The organism is Chryseobacterium jejuense, assembly GCF_017877355.1.
GTDB lineage: Bacteria > Bacteroidota > Bacteroidia > Flavobacteriales > Weeksellaceae > Chryseobacterium > Chryseobacterium jejuense_A.
This window is the reverse complement of sequence record NZ_JAGIPR010000009.1, coordinates 56,704-83,502: the sequence shown is the minus strand read 5'-3', so window position 1 is coordinate 83,502 and position 26,799 is coordinate 56,704. Positions and strand designations below refer to the sequence as shown.

The window sequence follows — 26,799 nt, the reverse complement described above, 5'->3', positions numbered from 1 at the left end:
TCTAATCTTTAATTAAATATCCTGTACCTTTTACAGTATGAATAATTTTCTGTTCAGATTCATCAATCTTGTTACGAACATAGGAAATATATACATCCACCACATTCGTTGAACTGTCAAAATCTATTCCCCAGACGTTATGCAAAATCTGGGTTCTGCTCAACACTTTATTTTTATTTTCCATCAGGAAAGTAAAAAGCTTATATTCAGTAGGAGAAAATTCAATCTCTTTATCATTTTGGGTAACCTTGTGAAGATCTGTATCAACTGTAATATTGCCACAGGACAGTTGATTATCCTCTTTTTGATAACTCAGTTTATTCCGTCTTGTTAATGCTTTAATTCTTGAAATCAGTTCTTCAAAATGAAAAGGTTTGGATAAATAATCATCTGCGCCAAGGTCCAGCATTTTAATTTTATCATCCGGGCTGTTCAATGCACTTAAAACTAAAATCGGAGTATAGTTTCCTTTAAACCTTATAATTTGCGTAAGCTGCATCCCATCCAATCCCGGAAGCATAATATCCATCAGTATAATATCAAAATCATAGGTATGAAGAATTTCTCTGGCTTTTTCACCAGAGTCTGCAAGCGTCATCGTATAGCCGGCTTCAGAAAGCCCTTTCAACAGGAAGCTGCTAATTCTCTGATCGTCCTCTACCAATAAGATATTCATAATATTTCTGAAATTTCCAATAAATATAGGGATTCTGGTTGAAGAAAGGAAGCAGGATTTTTCAAGGTATTAGTTATAATTTGAAACTCTATCCGGAAATTCAATACTCAGCATTAACTTCCAGCCTTTTTTCCTAATTTTGAAGAATGGAGATGACCTATTTAATTATTGGATGTATTGTTGGTGGAGCCTTGGGAGCCATTATTTTATATTTTGCTCTGAAATCGTCTACGGTATCAAGAAACGCTTTCGATGAGTTAAACTTCTTACATATTAAAAGCAAATCGGATCTTGAAAACTCAAACACAAAAAATCAGGAGCTGAATCAACAACTCAATAAAGAAAAGGAACTCAATATACAGCAACAGGATCTTCTGAATGATCTGAAAAATGAATTTGCCAAGCTTTCTGCTCAACACTCTTCACTGAATAATCAGTTTCAGGATCAAAAACAATTATCCTTAAAACAGGATTTTCAGATTGAAACCCTTATTGCTGAAAAACAGGATTTTTTTGCTAAAAACGCTGAACTTTCTGCCCAGAATGAAAGTCTTCAAAAATCATTGAATACCCAGAAAGAAGAGATCACAAAAATACAGGACGAATCCAAGCTCCAGTTTGAAAATCTGGCCAATAAAATATTAGAAGAGAAAACCGAAAAGTTCACGACTTTAAATCAGAATAACTTAAAAAGTATACTTGACCCTTTTCAGGAAAAAATTACCGATTTGAAAAACAGAGTGAATGAAGCCTATGAAAAGGAAAATAAAGAACGCTTTTCTCTTGCTGAAAAAGTAAAAGAACTTGCTGAATTGAACCAACAGATTTCCGAAGATGCTAAAAAATTAACCAGAGCCTTGAAGGGTGAAAGTAAAACCCAGGGAAATTGGGGTGAAATGATCCTTGAAAGTATCCTTGAAAAATCAGGACTGGTAAAAGGCAGAGAATATTTTCTGGAGCATGAACTCCGTGATGAAGATAACAAGGCTCTTTTCTCTGAATTTTCAGGTAAAAAAATGCGTCCGGATGCTGTGGTAAAATATCCCGATGAGAGAAATGTCATCATCGATTCTAAAGTTTCGCTTACTGCTTTCACAGAATTGGTGGATGAAACAGATCAGGATATTTATACCATGAAACTAAATCAGCATTTGGGATCTATCAAAAATCACATTACGCAGCTCAGCCAAAAAGCATATGATGATTATGGGAAATCTCTGGATTTTGTCATGATGTTCATTCCAAGTGAACCTGCTTATATTGCAGCAATGCAGGCAGACCAAAACCTTTGGAATTATGCTTATGAAAGAAGAATTCTGCTATTAAACCCAAGTAACCTTATCACTTCTTTAAAACTGATTGCCGATCTATGGAAACGTGAATATCAGAACAAAAACGCCTTGGAAATTGCAGAAAGAGGAGCCAGATTGTATGATAAATTTGTAGGGTTTGTTGATAACCTTGAAAAAGTAGGCCGTAATCTCGACCTTGCTAAGAATGTTTATAATGATGCCTACAAACAACTTTATACAGGGAATGACAACCTTGTGATCCAGACTCAAAAGCTGAAATCACTTGGAATTAAAAATAAAAAGGATCTTCCTCAGAGCCTTATTGACAACAGTAATTTGATAGAATAAAAATCGAAACGCCATGAAAAAATCAAATCTCATCCTGTTAATATGTCTTATTCTTTATCTTGCTTCACTTCCTTTCACAGCAGTGTATGCCAAGGGTCATGAAATGAGTGGACTAGCCTGCGCATTGTTAGGCTGGGCAGAAATGGAAGGTGGCGGAATAGCCTGGATGGCTAACCCTCTGCTATTTATTGGAGTATTTTTTCTGTTATTAAAACAAGTAAAAATATCAGCAGTTATCAGCCTTATTGCATTTGGTCTTACTTTTTGTTATTTATCGGTCGCAGAAATTACAGTGAATGAAGCAGGGCATAAATTTCCCATAACAGGATATGGACCGGGATATTTTCTATGGATGGCAAGCTGCTTCACATTGTTACTGGGCAATATTACGCTTATGATTACATCAAAGAAGGTTCAGGATCAAAATCCGGGAAAAATAAATAATTAATTCAATAAAGTGACTGATATGTTTTCTCTTATAGCATCTTCATATCCTACCTCAAAATCAGTTAAAGAGATATTAATTTCTTCTTTGGCAGCAGGAATTCTGGTATATCTTTTTCTGATTATCTTCCAGCCTTTTGGTACGGAAAATTTTCATCATCCTTACAAATACCTTATTCTTTTTCCTTATACGCTTATTTTTGGAACTGCATTTTTTACTTCGAATCTTTGTGTCTCCCGATTCAAGGATTGGAATATTGCATCAGAGCTCCTAAAAATAATAGTGATTCTATTTCTCGGGTCCATTCTTTCTTATTTTTATAATTCATTGTTCATAAGCCATGTAACACTTAGTTTTGAAAACTATGGTTATATGTTTCTTTATTCTCTGGCTTTAGGTATACCTATCTCCGCTATTTATATTTTGTCAAGATATATTTATTTAAAAAACACTCATGAGAATATTACCAGAAATATGGCTCCGCAACCCATTGAAACTCCTTTAAATTCAACAAAAACTATTCTTAAAATTTCAGTGAATACTACTGAATTGATAATTCCTGAAAGTGAGTTCCTATGTGTTCAGTCTATGGAAAATTACTGTACATTATACTACTTGGACAACAATCAGGTAAAAAAACTATTGTTCAGAATAAGCCTTTCCAATATATTGATACAGTTACAAACTCCTGCTATCAAAAGATGTCATCGTTCTTATATTGTTAATCTTGGAAAAGTAAAAGATCTCAAAGGAAATGCTCAAGGTTACAAATTGATCCTTCCGGAAATGGATTTTGATATTCCTGTATCCAGGAGCTTTATATCTATTATAATCCCCCAACTACAGCAGCTTAAAAAATAAATGCTTGTCATTGGTCACTATTTCTTGATATTCGTCACATTAAATTGATCTCCTTTCCGAAAAGCTACATTTTTGCTCAAAAATAATTAACATGAGTAAAAATATTCGCTTCTTTTTGATCTTTATATTAGGGTTTATTGCCTATTACGCCTCTGATCTATTTTATTTTAAAAGCATCCAGCATTTTACGAAAGAACTATTTCACAGTAAAGCTATTGCCCATGTATTGGCCTACTCCATTACTTTGATTCCAATAATCATTACCTTGAAAGTATTATTTCCCCAAAAGAAAATCTTTGATCTGCTTTCTTTGCATCAATCTGCTATTAAAGGTTTTACCTTAGCTTTTATCGGAACCTCACCCATGTTGATCGGCTATATCATACATTTTAGAACAGCCAGTACAATCAATGTTGAATCACTATTCATCAATACCCTCTCATCTGCTTTTTTTGAAGAAATAATATTCAGGTCCTTTCTTATTGGAGCCTTATATAGATTCACAAGACTGGGTTTTCTTTCATCTCTTCTGTTGGGATCATTATTATTTGCACAGGTTCATTTATATCAGAGTCAAAATACAATAGAACTTGTTGAAATATTTGCCATTACATTTTTGGGTTCTATATTTTTTACCTGGATATATTTTGAACAAGGTTTTAATATCTGGGCAGCCATATTTCTTCATTTCTTCATGAATCTGTATTGGGAAGTATTCAATGTATCAGAGAACGTTTCCGGAAACCTATATGGAAATCTTTATAAATTTTTATCTATAATTCTAATTATAGGTGTTGTAGTTTACCTTAAAAAAAAGAAGAAAAACCCATTTCAAGTCACATGGAAAAACCTTTTTATAAAAAGCAGAGAAGTACAATCATAAATTTTGCATAATTTTGCAAAATGTTGATAGAAAGTTTTCAAAACGAAAAAATAAAAAACGTCACTAAGCTGCTTACTGACAATAGATTTCGTAAAAAATCAAAGGTTTTTGTTGTAGAAGGACAGCAGGAAAATGCCAGAGCCTTACAATATGATTTTGAGCCTGTAGAATTCTTCATCTGTGAAAATATCTTTAAGGAGAAACTTCCTGAGGGAAAAATCCATCATGTGAGTGATAAAGTCTATGAAAAGATAGCTTACAGAGGTAGTTCAGAAGGGATTATCGGAGTATACCAAGCAAAAGAAACTCCGCTTTCTTCTTATATTCCCAAAGAGAACTCTACTGTTATTATTGTTGAAGGCGTAGAAAAACCTGGTAATCTGGGAGCTATTCTGAGAAGCTGTGAAGCATTTGGTATTGATGCATTGATTGTTGCGGATGGAAAAACCGATTTTTATAATCCGAATGTTATCAGATCCAGCGTAGGATGCCTTTTTGGAATGGAAGTTTATCAGGCTGAAAATGAGGAGACCTTGGAATTCCTTAAGAACAACAGCTTCAATATCTATACAACATTGATGGATGAAACAGCTGAAGATCTTTATAAAAGAGATTTCACACAGCGTTCTGCAGTATTATTCGGAACAGAACATTCCGGATTAAGTGATTTCTGGATTGGAAAAGGTAAAAATACATTAATTCCAATGGCCGGCAGTATAGATTCTTTGAATTTAAGTAATGCAGTAGCGATAACCTGCTATGAGTCTTTGAAACAAAAGAAAGGATAGAGACAATATTCGAAACTGGTTTGATGATTTTCTACAAATCAGAATTATTGTTTTGTTCTATAATGAGCTTGCTTCACCTTCAGTTCGCAATGACTGGTTAAAGCTGAAGTTGATGATAAAGCATAAAAAAACCGTTTCACTGGGTGAAACGGTCCTTTTATTTTTAAGCTTAAGCTAAAATTATTTCTTAGCAGCATCTTTAGCAGCGTCAGCAGCTCCTTTAGCAGCTTCAGCAGCTCCTTTAGCAGCGTCAGCAGCTCCTTTAGCAGCATCTTTAGCAACTTCAGCTCCAGCAGCAGTAGTTGCAGCAGCAGCATCTTTAGTAGCTTCTACAGCAGTAGTTGCAGCAGAATCAACAACTTTAGCAGTAGAATCAACTACAGTTGCAGCAGAATCAGCTACAGTAGCAGCAGCAGAATCAGTTGTACCTTCAGTAGCTGTAGCGTCAGTTTTTTTACAAGCAACTAGAGAGATTGCAGCGATAGCAGCTACGAATAATGACTTTTTCATAATAAATTAAATTTAATTTTGTTAATATTGTTTTATAAAATTTTCTTCTGTTCTGTTATTTGAACAAGACAAAGGTATAGCAGTTAGAAAGTTTGTTTATGAAAAATAATTGTAATACCTTTGTAAAATAGTTTTACAAAAAAACATAACTGATAATCAACAATTTAATTATTTTAAAAAAATTGACAGATTTAGATCTATTACACTTTGAACAGCTAAAAAAGGATGTCCAAGGTCAATATTTAAAAGAATATACCCCTTCACAGGATGACATATCTAAGTGGAAGGGTATAGATATCATATATTTTCAGGAAGATTTGCGCAAAAAAGCGAAAGGTAACATCAGCGAAAAGTCATTTTACACCTATTTCAAAACTTCACCAGTCACTAAATTACCAAGAATAGATATGCTCAATTTATTGAGTATTTATGCGGGGTACGACTCATGGTATGAATTCAAGAAGCAGCATCTTTTTGCTGGAGAATTATTGCAGGAAAATGAAAATCTGGAAGAAGAAGAGATCAATGAACTGGAAAAAATAGTTTCTTCAGCCCCAGAACTCCAGAAAAATGAAATTCAGCCTAAAAACATTGAAATAAAACCCACTGAAAACACTGATTTACAAAAAACAAATACTGATAATCAAGAAGTTAATAAAAAACAAATTACATCCAGTGAAGTTGAAATTACAACCATTCCAACTAAGAAGAATTTCTTAAAAAAGAATGCCTGGGCAGTTATTACTTCCGTTTTAATTGCCATAACGGGTCTATTGGGATTCAAAGATGTCCTTTTTTCAAAAACTTATACTTATTGCTTTATTGATAAAGACAGAGGAACCTTTGTTATTAACACCTTAGACATTATGATTATCAAGGAAAATGAATCTCCTTTGATGTACAAAATAAAACCTGGTGAATGTTTCGCTTATTCAACCAAGGATAAAAACCTGAAAATGAAAATCAGTGCAGCGTTTTATGAGCCACTGGAAGTAAGCAGAAATCTTGAAAATGCTCCTGAAGAAGAAAAAATTGAGCTTAAGCCTGATGATTACAAAATGGCCGCTTATTATTTCTCAAGAAAAGATATTACAGGAAACTCAGAAGAGCAGGTAGCCCTTATTAAGCAGAAAAGAAATCAGCTGGAAAATCTAATCAGCAACAATGCTGTTATCTACCAGGTATATGACAATAACACCTATGGTATTGAAAAAATAGACAAACAAAAGTATATCACCCTCGTTACTACTCCTACTACATCTCTGAAAAATCTGAATGTAATAGAAATGAAAAAAGACAACGGTAAGATCGTATCCATTAAATTCAAAATTGCGACTACAGATGAAAAGAATAAATAATTTTTTAATCCTCACTATACTTCTGACTTTATTTGCTGCCTGTAATAAGAAAACAGAAGCTAGCGACCTAGATAAACTAAGAAACAGCAATAACACAAGAAGTTACCCGGCTGTACAAATGGATAGTATGCAGGCTATTAATTCTATTACCAAGCAGAAAGTTCAGGAGCTTCTAGATCTATCTACTCTCTATGTTAGCGGTAACAGAAATACTGAAGTAGACAGTTTTATTTATTCACAAATGGAGAGTTATTTCCACAAACCGGACTCTCTGACCTTCAAAAGGATGTTTAAGGAACTGGATAGTATGAAAGTGAAGGCTGCAAAGGTAAACGAGCTGAGTGTTTATAAAGAATTCTATAAAAAAGACACCTTAGACTATGCTAAATTCAATGTAGAATATTTTGATGATAAGAATAAGTCTTTGGGAAGCTTTGAAAAGAATGCCCAATATATATTACTGTCAACCTCCAAAATGAAAAAGGAGTTTAAATTTTACTTTTTAGATTTTTATTCCAAACCGCTAAAAAAAGACAGTACTTCTGTAGGCGTAACCAAATAGTGGAGGGGAATATCATTTTCCCAGACATCATCAATAGAATCATCGGGGTCAAAATAATTGACACCGATTTTTTTTGTCTCTGGAGATAAGCTTTGGAAAAGTCCGTCATAGAAACCCTTTCCATATCCTACTCTATTCCCATTGCGGTCACAGTATAAAAGCGGAGTAATCACATAATGAAAATAATCTTCTCCGGAATCTTCATTGGAAACAGGTTCAGAAATTCCCCAACTGTTTATTTCAAATACAGTGTCATTGAAAACCTCAATAGTAATTAGTTGATCTTCTATAACTTTAGGCACATAAACGCGTATATTTTGTGCTAAAAAATAATTGATGAAGATTTGAGTATCAATCTCATTAAACTTCTCAATCGGAACGAAAATATGAATTTTCTGTCCTGCATAAGGCTTAAAGTAAGTAATGAAATTCTGAAAAATCTTTTCAGATAAAAAGAAAGCCTCATCACAAGACAAGGCTTTTCTTTGTTGCATATATTTTTTTCTAAGCTCAGTTTTCAACATAACAGTTATATTATTTTTACTGAACAGTTTCTTTATACATTATGCGTTTTCAGCAGGTTCAAGAATTTTATACAGTTTATCTGACAAACGAACTCTAAACGGAATTTCAAATGTGATCTGATCTCCCAGTTTTGCAGTTTCGCAAGGACCTCCATTTGCATAAATCTGAGTAATTATAAATTCCTGTTCACCAGTTGTAGGACCGGAAATCAATACTTTATCTCCTACTGAAACTTCTTTATTTTCAATTAAAAACTGTCCAATTTTTGATTTTGAGAAGTAATGTTCTGCTTTTCCAACCAACACTTTTTTAACAGCTATTTTCTGACGAATGTTTTTGGTTTCAGCTTTTGCTAAAGGAGTTTTAGGCAGATCACCTGAGTTTTTAAACTTCAAAGCATCAGATTTTCCTTTTCTGAATACTTTATTTCCAACTTGTAATCCTTTTCTTAATTTCAGCTGCTCTTCCAAAGGTAAATGGATGGTATCTAAACATTCTGTAGAACAACAGTTTTCCATTGCCGCCTTACATTCATCACACTGAATAAATAACAGGTGACAGGCATCATTAGCACAATTGGTATGATTATCACAAGGTTTTCCACATTGGTGACACTGAGAAATAATATCGTCTGTGATTCTTTCTCCTAAACGGTGATCGAACACAAAGTTCTTCCCAATGAATTTACTGTCTATCCCTTCTTCTTTAATCTGACGGGTGTATTCAATAATTCCTCCTTCCAGCTGGAATACGTTTTTAAACCCTTGGTGTTTGAAATATGCACTGGCTTTTTCACAACGGATCCCTCCAGTACAATACATCAATAAGTTTTTATCTTCTTTGAAATCCTGTAATTGTTCTTTGATGATTGGTAAACTTTCTCTGAAGTTTTCTACATCAGGAGTAATAGCACCTTCAAAGTGTCCTACTTCACTTTCATAGTGATTTCTAAAGTCAACTACAATGGTGTTAGGATCGTCAAGCATATTATTAAATTCCTGAGCTTTTAAGTGAACTCCTTTGTTGGTTACATCAAAAGTATCGTCATTAAGACCATCAGCAACAATTTTATTTCTTACTTTAATGGTCAATTTTAAAAAGGAATGATTGTCTTGCTCTACCGCTACATTCAAACGAATTCCTTTCATAAAGTCATATACTTCTAACGTATTGCGGAAAGCTTCAAATTGATCTGCAGGAACGCTCATCTGAGCATTAATTCCTTCATGGGCAACATAAATACGGCCAAGCGCATCAAGGGCGTTCCAGGCTACAAATAGGTCGTCACGAAATTTTTTGGGATCTTCAATTTTAGCGTACGCATAGAAAGATAAAGTAAGACGTTCCTTACCAGCTTCATCAATAAGTCTAGCTCTTTCTTCTGCGCTTAAGGTGTTATACAGTTGCATGCTATAAACGTTTTAAGTGAGAAAAATATTTTTGCAAAGATAAACATTTTCAAATTAATGCCTCTTCATTAGCTTAATGATAATTGACAGCTGCCGGTGATGAGTAATGAAAAATACTTTTTATATTGTACTTAGTTATGGCAACATTTTGTCATATTTCATTTAATTTTATTTTAAGTTTTGTTAATATCAGGCTTAACAATTATGACATAATGTATAAAATGACATAATAGCCGTTAAATTTTAGTTAAAATTGAAACATAGCATACTAATTGATTACCTATTTAACATTAAATTTGTTTACTCAAAAACATAAAAAGAAATTAATTAATAAACAAGAAAGATATACAATGAAGAGTACTTTAAAAAAACTATTACCATTTGCAGTAGTCGGAGTTATTTCTGGGGCTACTACCGTTGGAGCTATACAATATTTCGGACATGACTCCAATAACGGAGATCAGTCATTTTTCACAACATCAGCTCCTAACACATCATTTGCAGGTATGAATACCGGAGCAGTAGGTGATGACTTTGTAAAAGCGGCTAAAACAACTGTTCCTGCTGTGGTTACCATTAAAAATTATCAAAGCAGAACAGCAAGCAGAGCTACTGAGCAGGATCTGTTCGATTATTTCTTCGGAGATCCGTTTGGTGGAAGAGGCCAGCAAAGACAAAAGCAACAACAGGCTCCGGACAATATGCCTTCAGGAATGGGTTCCGGAGTAATTATTTCTCCTGACGGATATATCATCTCGAACAACCACGTAGTGGCAGGTGCTAATAAACTTGAAGTTGTCCTGAGCAACAAAAAATCATATATCGCAACTTTAGTGGGAACTGACCCCAACACAGATATTTCTCTATTAAAGATTGAAGAAAAAGGACTTCCTTACTTAAACTTTGCCAACTCTGACAATATTGATGTAGGACAATGGGTATTGGCTGTAGGAAATCCATTGGGATTAAACTCTACCGTAACTGCAGGTATTGTTTCTGCTAAAGGAAGAGGAATAGGTATCTTAGGAAGCCAGGGAAAAGCAAGTAATCCTATTGAGAGTTTTATTCAGACAGATGCTGCCATCAACCCTGGTAACTCTGGAGGAGCTTTGGTAAATACTAATGGGGAACTTATCGGGATCAACTCTGCGATCCAGTCTACAACAGGATATTATCAAGGGTACGGATTTGCCGTTCCATCCAATTTAGCCAGAAAAATTGTTGAGGATATCAAGAAGTTCGGTATCGTACAAAGAGGATTCTTAGGGGTTCAGTCTTTAGACCTTTCCAATGACCAACAGGTTCAGGCCTATAACAAACAATTCAAAACCATGATTAAGTCTGGTAGCGGAATCTATGTAACAGGATTTGGGGATAACAGTGGCGCAGAAGATGCTGGACTGAAAAAAGGAGATATCATTACAAAAATAGACAACTACGATATCACTGATTTTGCTGATCTTTCTATGTCTATTGGAAGCAAGCGTCCTGGTGATAAAGTTCAGGTAACCTATTCAAGAAATGGTAAAGAAGCTACAACAAATGTAACTTTGAGAGACCAGAAAGGTGGGACATCTACAAGAACTAAGGCAGATCTTAGTGTAACCGAAAAAATCGGAGCTGAATTTGATCCTCTTACTGAAAGATTCAAAACCGAATATGGTCTGAATAGCGGTGTAGTCACTAAAAACGTATCTGAAGGAGGAGAAATGGCTAAGATCGGAATCGTAGACAACTATATCATCATTGAAATAAATGGCAAGCCGGTAAATTCACAGAAAGACATCGAAAGCATATTGAGTAAATACCAAGGAAATGTACAGGTGAAGTTTGTGGATGACTATGGAAGAATGTACACGAAAGGATTTAAAATGCCTTAATCAACAACTAAACAATAGTTATTTTCATATCAAAGAAAAACGCTGCAAAGATTTGCAGCGTTTTTTTTATTATTTATTTGGGTTTATTCATTTTCTCAGCGATTCTTTTCTTCTTGTTCCGCTCATAGATCACTTCTACAATCTTACCCCCAATCCAGGAAAACGGAAAAAAGGTAAGGAAGATTGAAATCTTATAAAATGTAGGATGATAAGGAAATATAATTACATCCAGCATTGCGATAAAAAGCATAATGAAACCAATCAGAATAGCATAGGCCACTTTAGCGTATTTAACAATGATTGCGGTTGCTACTCCACCAATGGTAGTTCCCAGTCCGGAAATAAACAAAAGAAAGCCGAAAAAGGCCTTATCGTCCTTCATACTGAAAAGAAATCTCTGCCAATGCTCAAACGGAGCAAAAGCTTCGAAAGTAACCCATTGCGGAAAAGCTCTTATACCAAGAGTAATAATAAGCCCTGTTATCCCAAGGCCCATCAATATCGCAAATGTATTTCTTATAAAGTTCATTAATCCTGATGTGCGATCATAGAAATTTCAATATCCACATTTTTAGGCAGACAAGAAACCTGTACAGTTTCACGTGCCGGGTAACTTTCTGCATCTAAATAAGAAGCGTAAATATCGTTCATTACAGCAAAATCATCCATGCTCTTAAGGAAGATGGTTGCTTTTACAACGTTTTTAAAAGTCATTCCAGCTTCTGTAAGGATTGCCTCAAGGTTTTTCATTACCTGATGCGTTTCCTTTTCAATTCCTTCTACCAGTTTACCCGTTGCAGGATCTACAGGAATCTGTCCGGAGATGTATAAAACTCCGTTAGCCATATTAGCTTGTGAATAAGGACCGATAGCCGCAGGTGCATTAACTGTATTGATTATTTGTTTCATATACGGATATTTATTTTTTTGTGAAATTATCTTTCATTACCAACCAAAAGTTAAGCAATTTCATGATAATCTCGTTAGATTTATTTTGGATGCAAATATAAAATTTATATTGTCAAATGCCAATCTGATATTAGAAAGGTGCATTTGGCTGGGTAAAGCTTCTGTCCTTATACTTCAATGCATCACTTAAGATATTGGCTTTGATCCCAATAAAGAAGTCATATACCTTATATTGTCCAAATGGCACCCAGTTAAAATTAATGGTAAAACTTCGCTGATCTCTTGAAAAACCAATTCTTGTATACGCCAATTCTTTAGTCACTAAGTCATAATGGGTACTTCCCGTAACGTTCCAATAAGGAGTAAGCTTAATACTTCCATCAAGACCTAGAGATGCAATTTTATTTCCAAACCTGTTAGTTCCTTTAGAATAGGCATAATTAGCATTAATATTCAATGTCCATGCCTGATCGAAACGTGAGTAGTTATCATCATCAAAATAATAATTCTCATTTCTTACTTCTCCTTTTGAAGAATATTTCTTAGCATAATCGGTTTTCTCTCCAAAGATTTCGCTGCTTAAAGGGTAAGATAACTGAACATTGAATCCCTGTACTCCAAAAGCTCCAAACTTCTCTGTTCTGATTCCTTGATCTTGTCCTGGAATGAATTCAATTTTATATGGATCAAGAGAAAGGCTGGTATTAACTGTAAGTTTATTATTAAAGAAAGAAGACTGTCCATTAATAGTGAAAATAGACCAAGGGTGATCTTTAGCAGCAAAGTTGTAGCTTCCTGAAAGGTTTAAAGACTCAAAGATCTTCACTTTTTTTACTCCGGTAGAATCACTTTTAGATTTCACCTTCATTTCGATATTGTTTCCGATATTGAAACCTAATGCACCCACCAAATTGTTTGATGGACTTCCAATAATTCCTTTTTCAAAGATGGAATAAGGAGTAAGCGCTCCGGTTGCATTATAATAGTTCTTATAGTATCCGAAATTAGGACTTGAAAAATCCGGAGAGTAGGTAAACCCAATACTTGGAGTTACCATGTGTCTCACCGCTTCTACAATAGATCCTTTTTTGAACTTCATCATCCCGTACAATGTTGTCTGAAGACTTGCAGTAGTTGAAAATGAAGAATATCCTGCGAATTTTTTATTGATTTCATCTACCGTTACATTCTTTACAGGGTCATAATATCTGTTTAATGTTTTTGTAGTTAAAGCATTATCAATATTAGCACTTAAACTGAATGTAAAATATTTAGCCAAAGTAGTATTGGTAGCTAAAGCGATATTGTTCTTAAGCCCAGTCTGCATTTTATCCCACATTTCTTTTTTGAACAACTCATTTTCCTGAGTATTCACAAAGTTCGTCAGGTTAAAACCAGTATTTACAGTAATATTTTCAAGAAGTCCCTGTCTTACTCCGGATTTCGATTTAAACAGATAAAACTGATTAACCGCTACATTCATCTGTGGAAGACGAAGATCTGCCAATCCTGTTGCAAAGTTTTGTGAGTAAGATGCCGTTCCTGTAATGGTTACCGGAAGTTTCAGAAATCTTTTGGTAAGGGTTATCGTTGAGTTCTGCTGGGTTCTTAATACATCAGGTACTCTGACAGATCCATTATTAGATCCACTATTCAAAATATATTGATTATTGAGCGTATTATTATAAAACTTTGTACTTACAATATCTACAGAAGCGCTGAATGTAAGAAAAGGATTCGCTTTTGAATCCTGGGAATGCGTCCAGCTGATACGATAAGTACTGTTTTTTGTATAATCATCCAGTCCTTTGATTCCTCTTATCATAGTTCCTAGATCAGCATTAAAGCTTCCGGAGTAACGGTATTTTTTCTGATAATTCATCTGTGGCCGGAGGTTCCAGCTTCCTTTGGTATAAATATCTGCGAGTACTTTAAGATCAAAATGTTCCCCAATCGGCTGATAATATCCAATACCATTAAGGAAAAATCCTACATCTTCTCTTTCCCCGAAACTCGGAATCAAAATACCCGCTGCTCTTTTATCCGAGAAAGGAAGAATTGCAAAAGGCATGATAAGCGGTGTAGGAACCTGCTCTATATACATTTGAATAGGTCCTGTAACGATTTGAGATTTATTTTTTGATTTTATCAGCTTAATATTGGAAGCCCTCATGAAATAATCTGCTGCCGTATCTTTTTTCTTAACAAAATATTCATCGGTGGTATAGTCTGCTTTTCTCATAGCAAACACCGAATCATTGTATTTTTTTGTTTTTTGGGCTATAATTACTCCTTCACTTTCCTCTGTTCTTGCATTGAAAGCAATAGCCTGTTTGGTTTTTGTATTATAGCTGAATTCGTTGGTTTCGTATTTTTTCCCAGCCTGGGTAGTTACTACAGGCTGTATGATTTTTCCTAAAGAATCTAATTTTCCTCTGGCATAGATCAGGTTTTTATTATCATCAATGGAAATATAATCTGCATCAATCTGCATATCCTGATACTTTACCTGGGCATTCTTATTAAGGAATGTCATCTTTTTAGGGATATCTCGCCGCTGATCGTCTGCTTTTGTTTGAAGTACATCATCTAAAGCTTCTTTTTTTGCAACAATGGTATCCTTTTTGGAAATAGTATCTTTAACCAGATTTTTAGGCAATTTTTCAGGAGTTTTCTGTGCTAAAAAATTGTTAAAAATTAGGATAATTAAAATTTGTAATATATTTTTGAAGACGGTTTTGGCCAATTTTGTTCTATATAATTAAGGCCCAAAATTAATATAATTTTTATAACTGTAAGATGCGCAAACAAAATTTTAAAATAATTTTATCATTTCTCCTTCTCCTAATCAGTAACTTTATTTTCTCTCAAAAGAAGTTTACACTAGTTCTTGATGCGGGACACGGAGGAAGTGACCATGGAGCCAACAGGACTTATTCAGACATTGGAAGAATTGCAGAAAAGGACATTACTCTCGCCATTACCTTAAAGGTGGGAGCCATGCTTGAAAAAAACAGAGACTTCAAAGTAATCTATACCCGAAAGATTGATGAATATCCTTCTTTATCCGACAGAACCAACCTTGCTAACAGAAGCAAAGCAGATCTTTTTGTATCCATTCACTGTAATTCTTCTGCAAGACCTACAGCTTATGGTACAGAAACTTATGTACAGGGACCCAACCAGAATAATGAAAATCTGGAGGTTGCCAAAAGGGAAAATGATGTAATTTTTCTGGATGAAAAGGATAAGCAGATCTTCGGATCTTACAACCCCGATTCTCCGGAATCTTTAATCGCGTTAAAGCTGCAACAAAGTAAATATCTTGAATCCAGTCTTCTTTTAGGTGGATTGGTAGAAGATAACTTTGTGAATAAAGATAAAAGATCTTCAAGGGGAGTATTCCAGAAGAACCTTCACGTTCTCCGTATGAATGCCATGCCTTCTGTTCTGATAGAAACAGGTTTCATCAACCATCCGGAAGAGAGCCACTATATTGCCTCCGAAAAAGGACAGAATGAAATTGCAGAAAGTATCTACAACGCTATCATTGACTATAAAAAAGCGGTTGACAGAAAAACAGGAGGGTCTTTTACCATTAAAAAGCAAGAACCGGAAAAACCTGCAGAAACTCCGTTGAAGAATGATTTCAGAATATTACTGATGAGTTCTCCTACGAAATACAATGAGAATGATCCTGCGTTGAAAGGGCTGAATTATGTTCTTACTCTTAAAGAAAACGGACAATACAAATACTATTACGCAGTAACCAATATGGCTTCTGTGAAAGATATTAATCTTAAAACAGCTAAAGATGCCGGGTTCAGGAATGCATTTGCGGTAGGATTCATGCCTAATCAGAGAATAAACATGGGATATTATACGCTGGAAGTATATACCGGAGAAAAACTGAATGGTAATTCATACATACTTCAGAACCTTAAAGATGTAGAAAGAGAGAAAGACAATGGCGTGTTCTATTACACCTATGGAAAGGCTTATACTTTGGAAGATGCCGTAAAACTACAGAAGGAGGTTGAAGCCAAAGGTATTAAGAATACGGTGATTCAAAAAGTATATAAATAATCAAAAAATAATTTTGAAGTTTCAAAAGGTTTTTCTACTTTTGCAACCTCAAAATTTGGCCTATTCGTCTAGTGGTCAGGACTCAAGATTTTCATTCTTGCAACAGGGGTTCGATTCCCCTATAGGCTACAAAAAAAGGAGAAATGATAGTTATCGTTTCTCCTTTTTTATTTTAATACAATCAGATATTATTCTGGTGATTCGATATTTTTTGCATAAGACCTGCTTCCTCATAAAAAATCATCCTGGTAACTGCTTTTAATAGCAGTCCCCTTTTATTAGATTGTAAAGCCCATTTCTCTACTAATAAACTTAGTATAAAATACCAATACTCCCCTTTATCCTATGTATTCTGTCAATATTTTTAACTAAGATTTAAAATCAAATATGAAAATCCCGAAATAATAGCACACTGGTACTGAACAACTTATTATTATTCAAATAAAAATATCATGGTTTTTACTCTAAAAAACCAGTCTGTATACGTTATATTTCACAAAAGTCTTATATTTGCAAAAATTTTTTAATAAATTTAACCATAATTGGTCAAACAAATATGGTGACACTGATGAAAAATATTATTGATAACCCACAGTCTGTAGGAAACTACAGATTATCAAATTTTATATCATGCCGGATTTAAAAATACAAGAAGCGAAATTGCTTTTTAAGAAAATCCACTCTAACCCAAAAAGTTACGATTTACAAATCAATGAAGACGGGATTACAGGCAAGGATGATAAAATAAATTTCAGACTTTACAGGACAGGAGAAAGGGTTGCTTTTGAGGTAACAATAGACGGACTTACTTTCACCAATACCACTGGAGAATGGAATAACGCACTGATCATGCTAGGGAATACGATCAAAAAAATTGAAAAAGAACAAGAAAATTTAAAAATAGAACAAGCAATAGATAAGCTTAGAAAGTACCTTTCAGAAGAAAATTAATTTTTTTAAAAATAAATTTGGTAGTTTCAAAAAAAGTTTATAGTTTTGCACTCACATTTGAACGATATGGCAAATCATAAATCAGCATTAAAGAGAATCAGACAGAACGAAACTAGAAGACTTCGTAATAGATATTATCACAAGACTGCTAGAACAGCATTGAAAGCCTTAAGAAATGAGGAAAACAAAGTTGCTGCAACAGAGCAACTGCCAAAAGTTATCGCTTTATTGGATAAATTAGCTAAGAAAAATATTATCCACAAAAACAAAGCGGCTAACTTAAAAAGCAAATTAACAAAGCACGTTAATAAATTAGCGTAAAAGTATAGCTGGCCCGTTCGTCTATCGGTTAGGACCTCAGATTTTCATTCTGGTAAGAGGGGTTCGATTCCCCTACGGGCTACTTAATTTTTAAAAACCACTTGTTTTATAGTGGTTTTTAAAAACAAAGTGGAAAGCTAATACTTAAATAAATCTAACCGGCCCGTTCGTCTATCGGTTAGGACCTCAGATTTTCATTCTGGTAAGAGGGGTTCGATTCCCCTACGGGCTACAAACTAAGAGTTGATACTTATAAAAACAAAAAACTAGCACACTATTTCGGTAGTGGAAGATAGAGGGCCCGTTCGTCTATCGGTTAGGACCTCAGATTTTCATTCTGGTAAGAGGGGTTCGATTCCCCTACGGGCTACTAAAAAGGACTTTTTCGAAAGTCCTTTTTTTGTTTTCATACCCTTCCCTATCTCAGTCTCTATTTATTTTCAATAGCTTTAAGGCTCTACAGCCATTCTTATTTTGATCCGGTATATCTGACTTAATTATTTTGTGGAATATTAAATTTCATTAAAAATATCACCGGAAATAGAAATATTATTTTCTGCATCTTCTTTAATTCCTTAAATTTGACTAAAACTATTCATATAAAAAATAATAACATGAAATTTAATTTACTCTTGAGAGATAAATTCTCTTTTCAAGCTGCCTTAGTTGCATTCTGTTTATTCTCCACTCAGTTTCTATTTGGCCAGGACAGAATTTATGCTCATGCTCAAAGTTCTGGCGTATTTGGTGTAGCCTGTTTAGGATGCCGTGTAGATAATCCATTGAATGCTGTTGGAGGTAATGAAGATGATTATTCCACAATGGTATTGGGAACTGCATTATTAGGCGGGATTCAGCAAACATTAATTTTCCCGGATCTTAGAGCCGATACAAGACTTGTTGTAGGAATAGGAACAGATAACATTCCTTTATCTGTACAACTCTTAAGTGGTGTAACTCTTGAAACGATGAACGGAGGTACATCTAACGAGGACCGCAGAACAATAGACATTAGTCTTCTAAAATTAGGAGCAACTCCTAATAGAGGTACAGTAGAATTTAAGCCTACAAAACCTTATGATGGAATAAGAATTGGCCTAACCGGAGGGGTATTAAGCCTTGGAGGTGGATTCAGAATTTATTACGCTTACCAGGATCCATTGATTCACTTATTGGCTCATAGCCAGAATGGACAGGTCACCCTGAGCGGAAATGTTAGTGTAGAAGGTTCTGAAGTTTCTTTAACGAATACTTCAGGAAAAGAAGTGTATCGTTCAAAGCTTAGAAGCAATACATTTGATTCTAATCAGCCTGGAGGAGTTTACATCATGAATCTTCAGACTAAGGAAGGAAAAACATATTCTAAAAAAATCATTATTAAATAAATGTGACCAGTCCTGCAATAACGATACAAATTAAAACATAAAAATAAAAAACGGCAGTCTTTAAAAAGGCTTCCGTTTTTTTGTGTCTAAGGGTATATAATCCATTAATATATCATTAAAAAAAATAGATTATATAAGTTAAATTTTAGTATATCACAAAAAACTGAAATAAATTATTTAACATAATTATTTTATTTATAAATTTACACAAAACTAAAAAATCAAATTTTTAATATATGAAAACTAATTTATTATTGAGTCCACGCAGTATTAAGACTGCTGTTTTTGTTTCTTTATTGTTTCTAGCAAGCAACATGTCATTTGCACAAATTGTAAAATATTATGCAAACGCCCAAGCGAATCAAGTATATGGCGTATGTATAGGCTGTGGGGTTGTAAATCCATTGAACGCGATTGGTCCTAACGAGAGTGATTATTCCGTTCTACAGGTTTCCATCGGCTTACTGGCGCGTACTGAACAAACATTAATTTTCCCTAACAGTACCTACACGAACAAATTGGTGATTGGGATCGGTTCTAACGGAACACCTCTAAGTGCACAAGTATTAGGGGGTGTATCTATTGAGACATTCAATGGAAATGTTTCTAACAATGATTACCAAAACCTTAACAATGACATTTTAAAGCTTGGGGCTGGTGATCCAAGTAAAGGTGAAATTGAACTTACCATGAACAAACCTTATGACCGTATTAAGATCAATGTAAATGGTGGATTATTGAGTTTAGGTGGAGAGTTTAGAGTATATTACGGATACCAATACAGAGATCCTTTCATTAGTTTTATGGCTCACGGCCAAAATGGTCGGGTTACTCTGGATAAAAACTTAAAAGTAGAAGGTTCAGAGGTTACTCTGATCAACACTTCCGGAAAAGAGGTATTCAGCACCAAATTAAATTCCAATACATTTGAAACCAACCAGCCTGAAGGGCTATATATTATAAAACTTCAGACTAAGGATGGGAAAACACATTCAAGTAAGGTTTTACTTAAATAATTAAACATGCCAAAAGCGGCAGGCTAAAAAAAGCCTGCCGCTTTTTTTCTATATATACTACTAATACAACATTATGATTCATTGACAATAATAAAAAACTAATACCTAAATCTCAATATATGAAAACTAATTTATCATCAAGGCGTTACTTAATAAAAGTAATTTTATCGAGTACAGTTCTGCTTCTTATGAGTACATTTTCATTTGCACAAAGCAAAATTTATGCAAGCAACCAAACCAACCAAATCTCAGGAATATGCCTGATCTGTAGTGTAGAAAATCCGCAAAATGCAGTGGGAAGCGATGAAAATGATTATTCATCTTTCAAGATCGGCATTGGTATTAATGGTAAAGTAGAGCAAACTTTATCTTTCCCTGTCATCAGCAAATTAAAGGCAATTATTGGTATTGGCACTCCCAACAACAATCTCGCTGTATCCACATTGAAAGGAGTTACCATTGAGACTTTCTTGGATAACACCTCTAATAATGATAAGGTATCTGTTAACCATGAAATGCTCAAAATCAATAGCTCACACCAAGGAAGTATTGAAATCAATCCCACTAAGCGTTTCAATCGTATCAAAATCGTTTTGGACGGTAAGCTTCTTGACCTGAATGATGAATTCAGAATTTACTATGCTTATTTACCTGGCTTTTTTACGGAATGCGGGGTTCCGCCACTTAACCCGCTTTATTATTATTCCTTTAATGGAAATACTAATGATGCGATATCGGATATGCATCTTATAGGTAGTACACCCAACACATTCCAAAATGGGCTAGTATGTGGTCAGGCTTTAGAAGCTTTAACAACTGAGAAAAAATTTCTGGCAGACAAACCTCTTCCTCTCCCTAACATGGATAGCCCGAAAACCGTTTCATTCTGGGCTCGTGTTGAAAATTCCGGACATCTTAGAATCGGAGTTCCCGGAAATGAGATCATTATAACTCCGGAAACGGCAAAAGCTGCAATGTATCCATACCCTATAGGGGAAAATGATCTTATTTACGCTCAGGGTGATAATGCTCCAGGCCAGCTGAATCACTATGTGGTAGCATATGATTATGATGATAAAAGCACAGATCATGCGGAAGACGGAATGTTGTGTATTTACAAAAATGGGGTTCTTATACAGTCCACAAGCTCTTTGAATGTATCTTGTATTGGTCATAGTTATTCTTTTGGAAATGATGAAGCATTTGAACGCAATATCAACCTGGTTCTTAACAAGGCCCTCATTGATGAACTTATCATCTATGACAGAAAGCTAACCCCCGAAGAAATCCGACTGCTATTTTGTTCTTATGAAAAACTTCCAAGCTGCCCACCGCCATCAATCGTATCTAATCCGGATAAAATATATGCCTCTGGACAAACCAGCCACACCATTGGGTTCTGTGGCGGTTGTTCAATACAAAATCCTCAAAATGCAGTAGGAGCTAATGAGGAGGATTATTCTTCATTAATAATACCCGCAGGTGAAACCGGAAAAATAGGGCTGTCTTTAATTTTTCCAGCTACTACCACCAGGAAGTTCAGAAAAGTAGTGATTGGTATAGGTACCAGTAATTTATCGCTGCAACAATTAAGTAAAGTTTCTGTGGAAACATTTTTGGGAAATACGTCCAATAATGACTTAACTTTCATCACAGATAGTATGTTAAAACTTGGAACACAATTAAACAGGGGAACTATAGAATTCATTCCTCAGAAAAGTTTTGACCGTGTCCGGATATATCTTAATAATGGGCATAGTGATATCATAGCAATATATTATGCTTACCACGTCTCCACTCCACAAATAATATGTGGTACTCCACCGGCTAATCCTATCGCCTATTATCCTTTTGAGGGAAATCTCAATGATACGATCTCGGGATTAAATATAGTTAATCATAATACACATCTATCACTTGATTATGTAAAAGGGTTTTCCTGTGGCAAAATGCTTGTAATTGGTAATCCTCATATAGTTAGTGATAGTCTTTATAAATTCAAAAGTCCGGAATTCCCTCTTCCTAATACTGACTATGAATTGACATTATCTTTTTGGGCTGATGTTAAAACAGCATTAATTCCGTCTATTCAATTAAATGCGTTTGGAAAGACACTATCAATGAAATCTCAAAAAATACATTTTGGTACTGATTCTTCAACTCTTCCTGGTTTCAATCACTATGCACTACGTTATACTCATGATAACGTTTGTTTATACATTAATGGAAATATTTCAGACGGCCCCGCTGCACAATGTTTACCTCGGGAAGTTTTTGAATATCAAAATAAACAATTCGAAATTTATACAAGCTGTTCTACACTTGACCAATTTATTATTTATGACAGGGCCCTGTCTAAAGAGGAAATTGAAAATCTGGCTTCAGTTTATGGAACTCCTGCAGTTTCATCTACATCATCATCTACAGCAATGAAAGCAACTCTCCCTGAAGAGCAGCTTACCATTACTCCTAACCCAACTACGGGACAGATTACTTTGGATGGAAACATTCTCCTTCTGGATTCTGAAATTTCCATCAGAAATACATCAGGAATGGAAATGCACCGCTTTCAATTCAGATCAAAAACTTTTAATGTACCTTCTACTCTGCCAGGTGGTGTTTACCTGCTTACCGTGCAGACTAAAGATGGAAAAAAGTATACCCGTAAGTTTATCCTGACAAGATAAATTTGAAAATCATTTAAGATCAGACAAGGCAGGTTACATCAACCTGCCTTGTCTATTTTGGTATATACATGCTACATTAAGCTGCAGAAAGTCTTCAGAAGCGGAATACAGATCAGACAACTCTTTTTTAATTTCTAAAAAATAGACATACGCCTTAGATGCAACAGTTGTAATATCCATCGTACTCTGGCTCCAGACACACTACATGCATTCTACAACCTCAATAACTGAAAGGGTGCAACCTTTGTATTTTTTATCACCAACGTTGTATAAGTTTTCGAATTAAAACTTAAAATTTTCATCTTTTTTATGGCAACACTAAAAAAATACATCCGATTTCTCAAAAAAACCCGGCCAATTCCTGGCCGGGTCAGAGTGAAACAAAAATTAGCTATGCTAAAATTAATTTTTAATCAGCTTTTGCTGATATACCGCTTTATCAGTTGTCGCATTTAGAATGTACATCCCTTTTGGTAACATGCTTACATTTACCTTCCCATTATTGTACTGGGTATTGATAAGTTTGCCTGAAACATCATAAATGGCAACACTTACTACTTTTTCCTGTGTTTTGATATACAGCACATCAGTAACAGGGTTTGGATAAATACTGAATCCTATCTTTTTAACCTCTGCAGTCGCTAATGTAGAAGTAATACTGTTTACTTTAAGTGTACTTTCCACCAATTTACCGTTCGAGTTGAAGCTGATTACAATATCAGCTGTTCCTGAACCTATAGGAGTAAGCACCAGCTCTTCATTAATGTTGATATCAGCAGAAACTACCGATGGGTTGCTATTTGACTTAACAGATTTCACAATAGAGGCTCTAAAACTATCTTCATCAGAAACCAATGTTTTCAAATCAATAGTTGTAATACCAGATACAGTAACCTGCGAGGGGAATGTATTGCTTACTACCGGAGCAGTATTATCCGGGAAAACCGCTACTGAAGGGAACCAGTAATAATCATTCAACACTTTGGTATCAATAAGAGTTCCGCTTGCATTAAATGTGTGAATCCAATTCTTTTGGAAATGAGCTCCAAATCCGCTTTCTGTGGTACTCGCAATAAGATTTCCAGTAGCAGGATTTACACGAAGCGCGGCTCCATAAGGTACTTGCTTATAATTTCCAGTCTGTCCTGGCAGCGTAATAAATGTTTCATTAAATACTTTGCTGGTTACATCAAATCTTGCAATCTGACTTCCCGCTTTCATCCAATATAATGTATTCTCTGTATTACTTGCCGTGAAACTTCCTGCATTCCATGCTCCCCAAGAGCCTGAATAGGATGAAGCTGGAATATTATAATACTGCAGAGCAAAAGTAGCAGGATCAATATTGGCTAACTTCTGATTCTGAATAGCCCAGATACTTCCGTCTTTAGCCTGAACAATAGAATGGAAAGAACCTGCAATGGTATTGATTATCGTATTGGTATTAGGATCAATAATCTGAATTCCTGCGGTTTGATTCACCGCAAAAACATATTTTGAAGTACGGATCATATTTCCGATCTGTGCTGTGCCTGTTCCGTTAATTACACTTCCTATCTGCAGATTGTCAATATCAAATAAATAGATTCCTTTAGATGTTCCGATATATCCTTTATGTTCATTAACCCCAAGGAATGATCTTCCGTCTGCATCCCCGATCTTATCAAATGTTGCAATTTTCTGTAAAGTCTTTGCATTGGCAACTACCAATCTTCCTCCTGGTGTATACTGAGTATCTCCACCATCAGCAGCCTGCTTGGAAACAAAATAGAATTTATCACCATAAATGGTTCCGTGTGACGTAGTAGCTCCGAAAGCATGGTTATTATTTACGCTACTGTAAGCACGATAGTTGATCTGCCCATTGTTATCAATAAAATTAACAGAACCATTGCTATGCCCAAACCAATCTTCATTGACCATAAAAAATCCATTGGTAAAGTTCGTAGTGCTTACATAAGGAGAAACCGGTGTTAGAGTAGATATTGGCGGAGTTTGAAAAGCAGGGCTATAATTCCATACATCCCATGATCCGTTTTGAAGGATACGTCCCGTAAATCCTGTACCTGAAGGCGAAAAGTCAGTATCTGCCGGATTTTTCACCAGATAAGACCAGAAACCATTATTCCAGCCAGATACCCAATGGTCATTCACATCTTTTGCTGTGTAATCATCGAAATCGTAGGCTGTAGTCTTGATAACTCCATCCATCGGATATAAAGGGTAACTTGCATTTCCATTTTTAATAAGTGCATTAGAGTCCTGCCCGTTCAGGTCAAATCCAATTCCACCTACAGCAGTACCGTATGGAGTTCCGGGATACAGTAGTGAAAAAAATCTGTGATCAGCTTTTGCAATTGCCTTAAGCATATCTTCTCCTGTAGCATTACCATCCCATCTAAAACCCCATACCAGAGCATCAGGATTTTTGCTGTCATTCCACTGCACTACAAATGCTGCCTGATTGGAACCTGTTCCTACCCAGTACTGAATATCAGAAAAACTGATAGTGGTAGTAATATTAGTGGTAGCTAAAGGAGTATTTACCGAAATATCATTCCGGGGTACTCCCTGTACTTTTATCTGGGCATTCGTAAAAAATGCAAACAGAAAAAGCACGGTAAAAAGGTAAAACTTTTTCATTCTTACTAATTTAAATATATGTTACGTTTGTTATTTTTTCAGATGTAAATCGTAAGCTCCTGCCACTTCTGTAGATACTTCACCCAGCCAGCCAGCTTCCTGGTTTACTCCTGTGTATACTTTCACAAAATCGATTCCCGGAAGTTTTACATATTTTCCGTTTTTGTCAACAGCCCAGGAAATATCAATATTGGAAGCTTCATCATTGTTGGGAGCATTATCTGCATATCCAAAATCATAAGATTTTCCTACCCAATAGTTCCCTGTTCCGCTTTGGTCATAATAATTATTTTTAAGTCTGGTTCCTGTAAAACCATAGGAAGCATCTGACAGCCATAATGGATAATAGCTTTGTGCATGGAAGGCCATTTTTGTTTTAAATCCTGTATTTCCGATATTATCCTGCCATTTGATATATTCCACATCAGTTTGCCAGCTATCGTTTCCAGGAACAGGAGTTTTATTTTCATCAGGTTTGAAATAAGTAATACCGTAATTTTTCAGGGTTTCATTTTTAAAGTATTCACTACCTGCAATTTCATACCACTCATTATCATCCGGTTTGCCATTTTTGTTTTTGTCATAAGCTACCATTATAATTCCCGGCTCACAGTTTCCTGAACGGGGATCATTGGCAGAATTTCCAAAGAATGCATTTCCCAAGACCTTAAAGTCTCTTCCTTCCATATTCGGAATCGTATGGTCAAAACCAAATACAACATAACCTCCGTAACCTCCCAGACTAACCATTGATGGGTTAGAACCTACAAGATATCCATTGACTCTCTTAAGCATATCAGCCTCAGTATTGCCCAATTCATATTCAGGAATCTCATTCGTGAACTGGCCAACTGCCGGACGAAAATCAAATACTTTGGATATATATTTGCTCAGGGTTCCTGCTTCCTTGGTTACAACAATTTTGGTTTGAAATACTTTATTAGCTCCTACCTTTAATGTCAAAGGATAAGTAGCGGTCTTTGTACTGATGAATTCCAACTCGGAATTTTCTGAAATAATAGAATCTTTAATACTCCAGGTAACTTTTCCGGAAATATCAGTAGGAATACTCAATACTCTGAAACGTTCAATGGTATAAGCTGTATCTAATTTAAATGTAGGCGGTATTACTTCCGGATCGGTAGGAACCGGTGCTGCAACCTCATCATCGTTCTGACAAGAAGCTACGATACCCGCCAAAAGAAGGGATAAAAACCCGGTTGTTAAATACTTAATTGTTTTTTTATTCATGTCTATCAGTTTT

The 26,799-nt window shown here is 35.1% G+C and carries 23 protein-coding genes and 4 tRNA genes; 18 read left to right on the top strand and 9 right to left on the bottom strand.

The features are described from left to right. Window position 1 precedes the first annotated feature (1 nt). Window positions 2–676: a response regulator transcription factor gene (locus J2772_RS17615; protein ID WP_066696085.1), complete on the bottom strand. Its 675-nt coding sequence runs from the start codon at window positions 674–676 to the stop codon at window positions 2–4. Window positions 677–822: 146 nt separating this feature from the next. On the opposite strand from J2772_RS17615, the gene rmuC reads away from it, so the two are divergent. The 5 genes from rmuC (at window position 823) to J2772_RS17590 (ending at window position 5,293) form a co-directional block, all read left to right on the top strand. After that, window positions 823–2,316: a DNA recombination protein RmuC gene (rmuC, locus tag J2772_RS17610; RefSeq protein ID WP_410494436.1), complete on the top strand. Its 1,494-nt coding sequence runs from the start codon at window positions 823–825 to the stop codon at window positions 2,314–2,316. A 13-nt stretch (window positions 2,317–2,329) separates the two neighbouring features. After that, window positions 2,330–2,764, top strand: coding sequence for a hypothetical protein (locus tag J2772_RS17605; RefSeq protein WP_209919036.1), 435 nt, complete (start codon window positions 2,330–2,332; stop codon window positions 2,762–2,764). A gap of 18 nt (window positions 2,765–2,782) precedes the next feature. After that, complete coding sequence (locus J2772_RS17600) at window positions 2,783–3,622, top strand: LytTR family DNA-binding domain-containing protein (RefSeq protein ID WP_209919034.1); 840 nt, start codon at window positions 2,783–2,785, stop codon at window positions 3,620–3,622. A gap of 91 nt (window positions 3,623–3,713) precedes the next feature. Further along, complete coding sequence (locus J2772_RS17595) at window positions 3,714–4,505, top strand: CPBP family intramembrane glutamic endopeptidase (protein WP_209919032.1); 792 nt, start codon at window positions 3,714–3,716, stop codon at window positions 4,503–4,505. A 20-nt stretch (window positions 4,506–4,525) separates the two neighbouring features. Beyond that, the gene (locus J2772_RS17590) at window positions 4,526–5,293 is read left to right on the top strand and encodes a TrmH family RNA methyltransferase (protein ID WP_209919030.1); all 768 of its coding nucleotides are present in this window, start codon (window positions 4,526–4,528) and stop codon (window positions 5,291–5,293) included. A gap of 180 nt (window positions 5,294–5,473) precedes the next feature. Here the strand turns inward: J2772_RS17590 and J2772_RS17585 are convergent, their stop codons facing one another. Further along, window positions 5,474–5,803 (bottom strand): hypothetical protein, encoded by a 330-nt coding sequence (locus J2772_RS17585; protein WP_209919029.1) that lies wholly within the window; start codon window positions 5,801–5,803, stop codon window positions 5,474–5,476. 182 nt (window positions 5,804–5,985) lie between these two features. On the opposite strand from J2772_RS17585, the gene J2772_RS17580 reads away from it, so the two are divergent. Together J2772_RS17580 and J2772_RS17575 are read left to right on the top strand one after the other, a co-directional pair. Then, entirely contained in the window at window positions 5,986–7,161 is a 1,176-nt protein-coding gene (locus tag J2772_RS17580) for a hypothetical protein (RefSeq protein WP_209919027.1), read from the top strand. Further along, the gene (locus J2772_RS17575; protein WP_209919025.1) at window positions 7,145–7,723 is read left to right on the top strand and encodes a hypothetical protein; all 579 of its coding nucleotides are present in this window, start codon (window positions 7,145–7,147) and stop codon (window positions 7,721–7,723) included. Before J2772_RS17580 ends, J2772_RS17575 begins: the two co-directional genes overlap by 17 nt. Here J2772_RS17575 and J2772_RS17570 read toward each other — a convergent pair. Next, window positions 7,672–8,217: a 5-formyltetrahydrofolate cyclo-ligase gene (locus tag J2772_RS17570; RefSeq protein WP_410494434.1), complete on the bottom strand. Its 546-nt coding sequence runs from the start codon at window positions 8,215–8,217 to the stop codon at window positions 7,672–7,674. The two genes, J2772_RS17575 and J2772_RS17570, sit on opposite strands and share 52 nt — an antisense overlap. 69 nt (window positions 8,218–8,286) lie before the next feature. Beyond that, window positions 8,287–9,657: a rhodanese-related sulfurtransferase gene (locus J2772_RS17565; protein ID WP_209919021.1), complete on the bottom strand. Its 1,371-nt coding sequence runs from the start codon at window positions 9,655–9,657 to the stop codon at window positions 8,287–8,289. Between the two features lie 350 nt (window positions 9,658–10,007). On the opposite strand from J2772_RS17565, the gene J2772_RS17560 reads away from it, so the two are divergent. Beyond that, on the top strand, window positions 10,008–11,537 hold the full coding sequence (locus tag J2772_RS17560; protein WP_209919019.1) for a trypsin-like peptidase domain-containing protein: 1,530 nt from the start codon (window positions 10,008–10,010) through the stop codon (window positions 11,535–11,537). A gap of 73 nt (window positions 11,538–11,610) precedes the next feature. On the opposite strand, the gene J2772_RS17555 is transcribed toward J2772_RS17560, so the two are convergent. From J2772_RS17555 to J2772_RS17545, 3 genes are all read right to left on the bottom strand, one after another. Then, entirely contained in the window at window positions 11,611–12,066 is a 456-nt protein-coding gene (locus J2772_RS17555) for a hypothetical protein (RefSeq protein WP_089734682.1), read from the bottom strand. After that, entirely contained in the window at window positions 12,066–12,446 is a 381-nt protein-coding gene (locus tag J2772_RS17550; RefSeq protein ID WP_045491236.1) for a RidA family protein, read from the bottom strand. Before J2772_RS17550 ends, J2772_RS17555 begins: the two co-directional genes overlap by 1 nt. A gap of 130 nt (window positions 12,447–12,576) precedes the next feature. Next, window positions 12,577–15,192 carry a putative LPS assembly protein LptD gene (locus J2772_RS17545; protein ID WP_209919017.1) on the bottom strand — a complete coding sequence of 872 codons (2,616 nt, stop codon included), beginning with the start codon at window positions 15,190–15,192 and terminating at the stop codon, window positions 12,577–12,579. A 53-nt stretch (window positions 15,193–15,245) separates the two neighbouring features. On the opposite strand from J2772_RS17545, the gene J2772_RS17540 reads away from it, so the two are divergent. The 10 genes from J2772_RS17540 to J2772_RS17495 all read left to right on the top strand — a co-directional run bounded on the left by J2772_RS17540 (window position 15,246) and on the right by J2772_RS17495 (window position 22,892). Further along, the gene (locus J2772_RS17540) at window positions 15,246–16,532 is read left to right on the top strand and encodes an N-acetylmuramoyl-L-alanine amidase (protein ID WP_209919015.1); all 1,287 of its coding nucleotides are present in this window, start codon (window positions 15,246–15,248) and stop codon (window positions 16,530–16,532) included. A 57-nt stretch (window positions 16,533–16,589) separates the two neighbouring features. Beyond that, a tRNA-Glu gene (locus J2772_RS17535) sits at window positions 16,590–16,661 on the top strand. A gap of 501 nt (window positions 16,662–17,162) precedes the next feature. Beyond that, on the top strand, window positions 17,163–17,483 hold the full coding sequence (locus J2772_RS17530; protein WP_209919013.1) for a hypothetical protein: 321 nt from the start codon (window positions 17,163–17,165) through the stop codon (window positions 17,481–17,483). Between the two features lie 66 nt (window positions 17,484–17,549). Beyond that, window positions 17,550–17,804: a 30S ribosomal protein S20 gene (rpsT, locus tag J2772_RS17525; RefSeq protein WP_068940340.1), complete on the top strand. Its 255-nt coding sequence runs from the start codon at window positions 17,550–17,552 to the stop codon at window positions 17,802–17,804. Between the two features lie 10 nt (window positions 17,805–17,814). Further along, window positions 17,815–17,886 (top strand) — tRNA-Glu (locus tag J2772_RS17520). Window positions 17,887–17,964: 78 nt separating this feature from the next. Next, window positions 17,965–18,036, top strand: a tRNA-Glu gene (locus J2772_RS17515). Window positions 18,037–18,102: 66 nt separating this feature from the next. Further along, window positions 18,103–18,174: transfer RNA gene (locus tag J2772_RS17510), tRNA-Glu, on the top strand. A gap of 244 nt (window positions 18,175–18,418) precedes the next feature. Further along, window positions 18,419–19,189: a T9SS type A sorting domain-containing protein gene (locus J2772_RS17505; RefSeq protein WP_209919010.1), complete on the top strand. Its 771-nt coding sequence runs from the start codon at window positions 18,419–18,421 to the stop codon at window positions 19,187–19,189. Between the two features lie 236 nt (window positions 19,190–19,425). Then, complete coding sequence (locus J2772_RS17500) at window positions 19,426–20,205, top strand: T9SS type A sorting domain-containing protein (protein WP_209919008.1); 780 nt, start codon at window positions 19,426–19,428, stop codon at window positions 20,203–20,205. A gap of 119 nt (window positions 20,206–20,324) precedes the next feature. Beyond that, window positions 20,325–22,892, top strand: a complete 2,568-nt coding sequence (locus J2772_RS17495) for a T9SS type A sorting domain-containing protein (RefSeq protein WP_209919006.1) — start codon at window positions 20,325–20,327, stop codon at window positions 22,890–22,892. Window positions 22,893–23,294: 402 nt separating this feature from the next. On the opposite strand, the gene J2772_RS17490 is transcribed toward J2772_RS17495, so the two are convergent. Together J2772_RS17490 and J2772_RS17485 are read right to left on the bottom strand one after the other, a co-directional pair. Continuing rightward, window positions 23,295–25,535 (bottom strand): DUF5074 domain-containing protein, encoded by a 2,241-nt coding sequence (locus J2772_RS17490; RefSeq protein WP_209919005.1) that lies wholly within the window; start codon window positions 25,533–25,535, stop codon window positions 23,295–23,297. A gap of 30 nt (window positions 25,536–25,565) precedes the next feature. Next, window positions 25,566–26,786, bottom strand: a complete 1,221-nt coding sequence (locus tag J2772_RS17485) for a cell surface protein (protein WP_209919003.1) — start codon at window positions 26,784–26,786, stop codon at window positions 25,566–25,568. Window positions 26,787–26,799 lie beyond the last annotated feature (13 nt).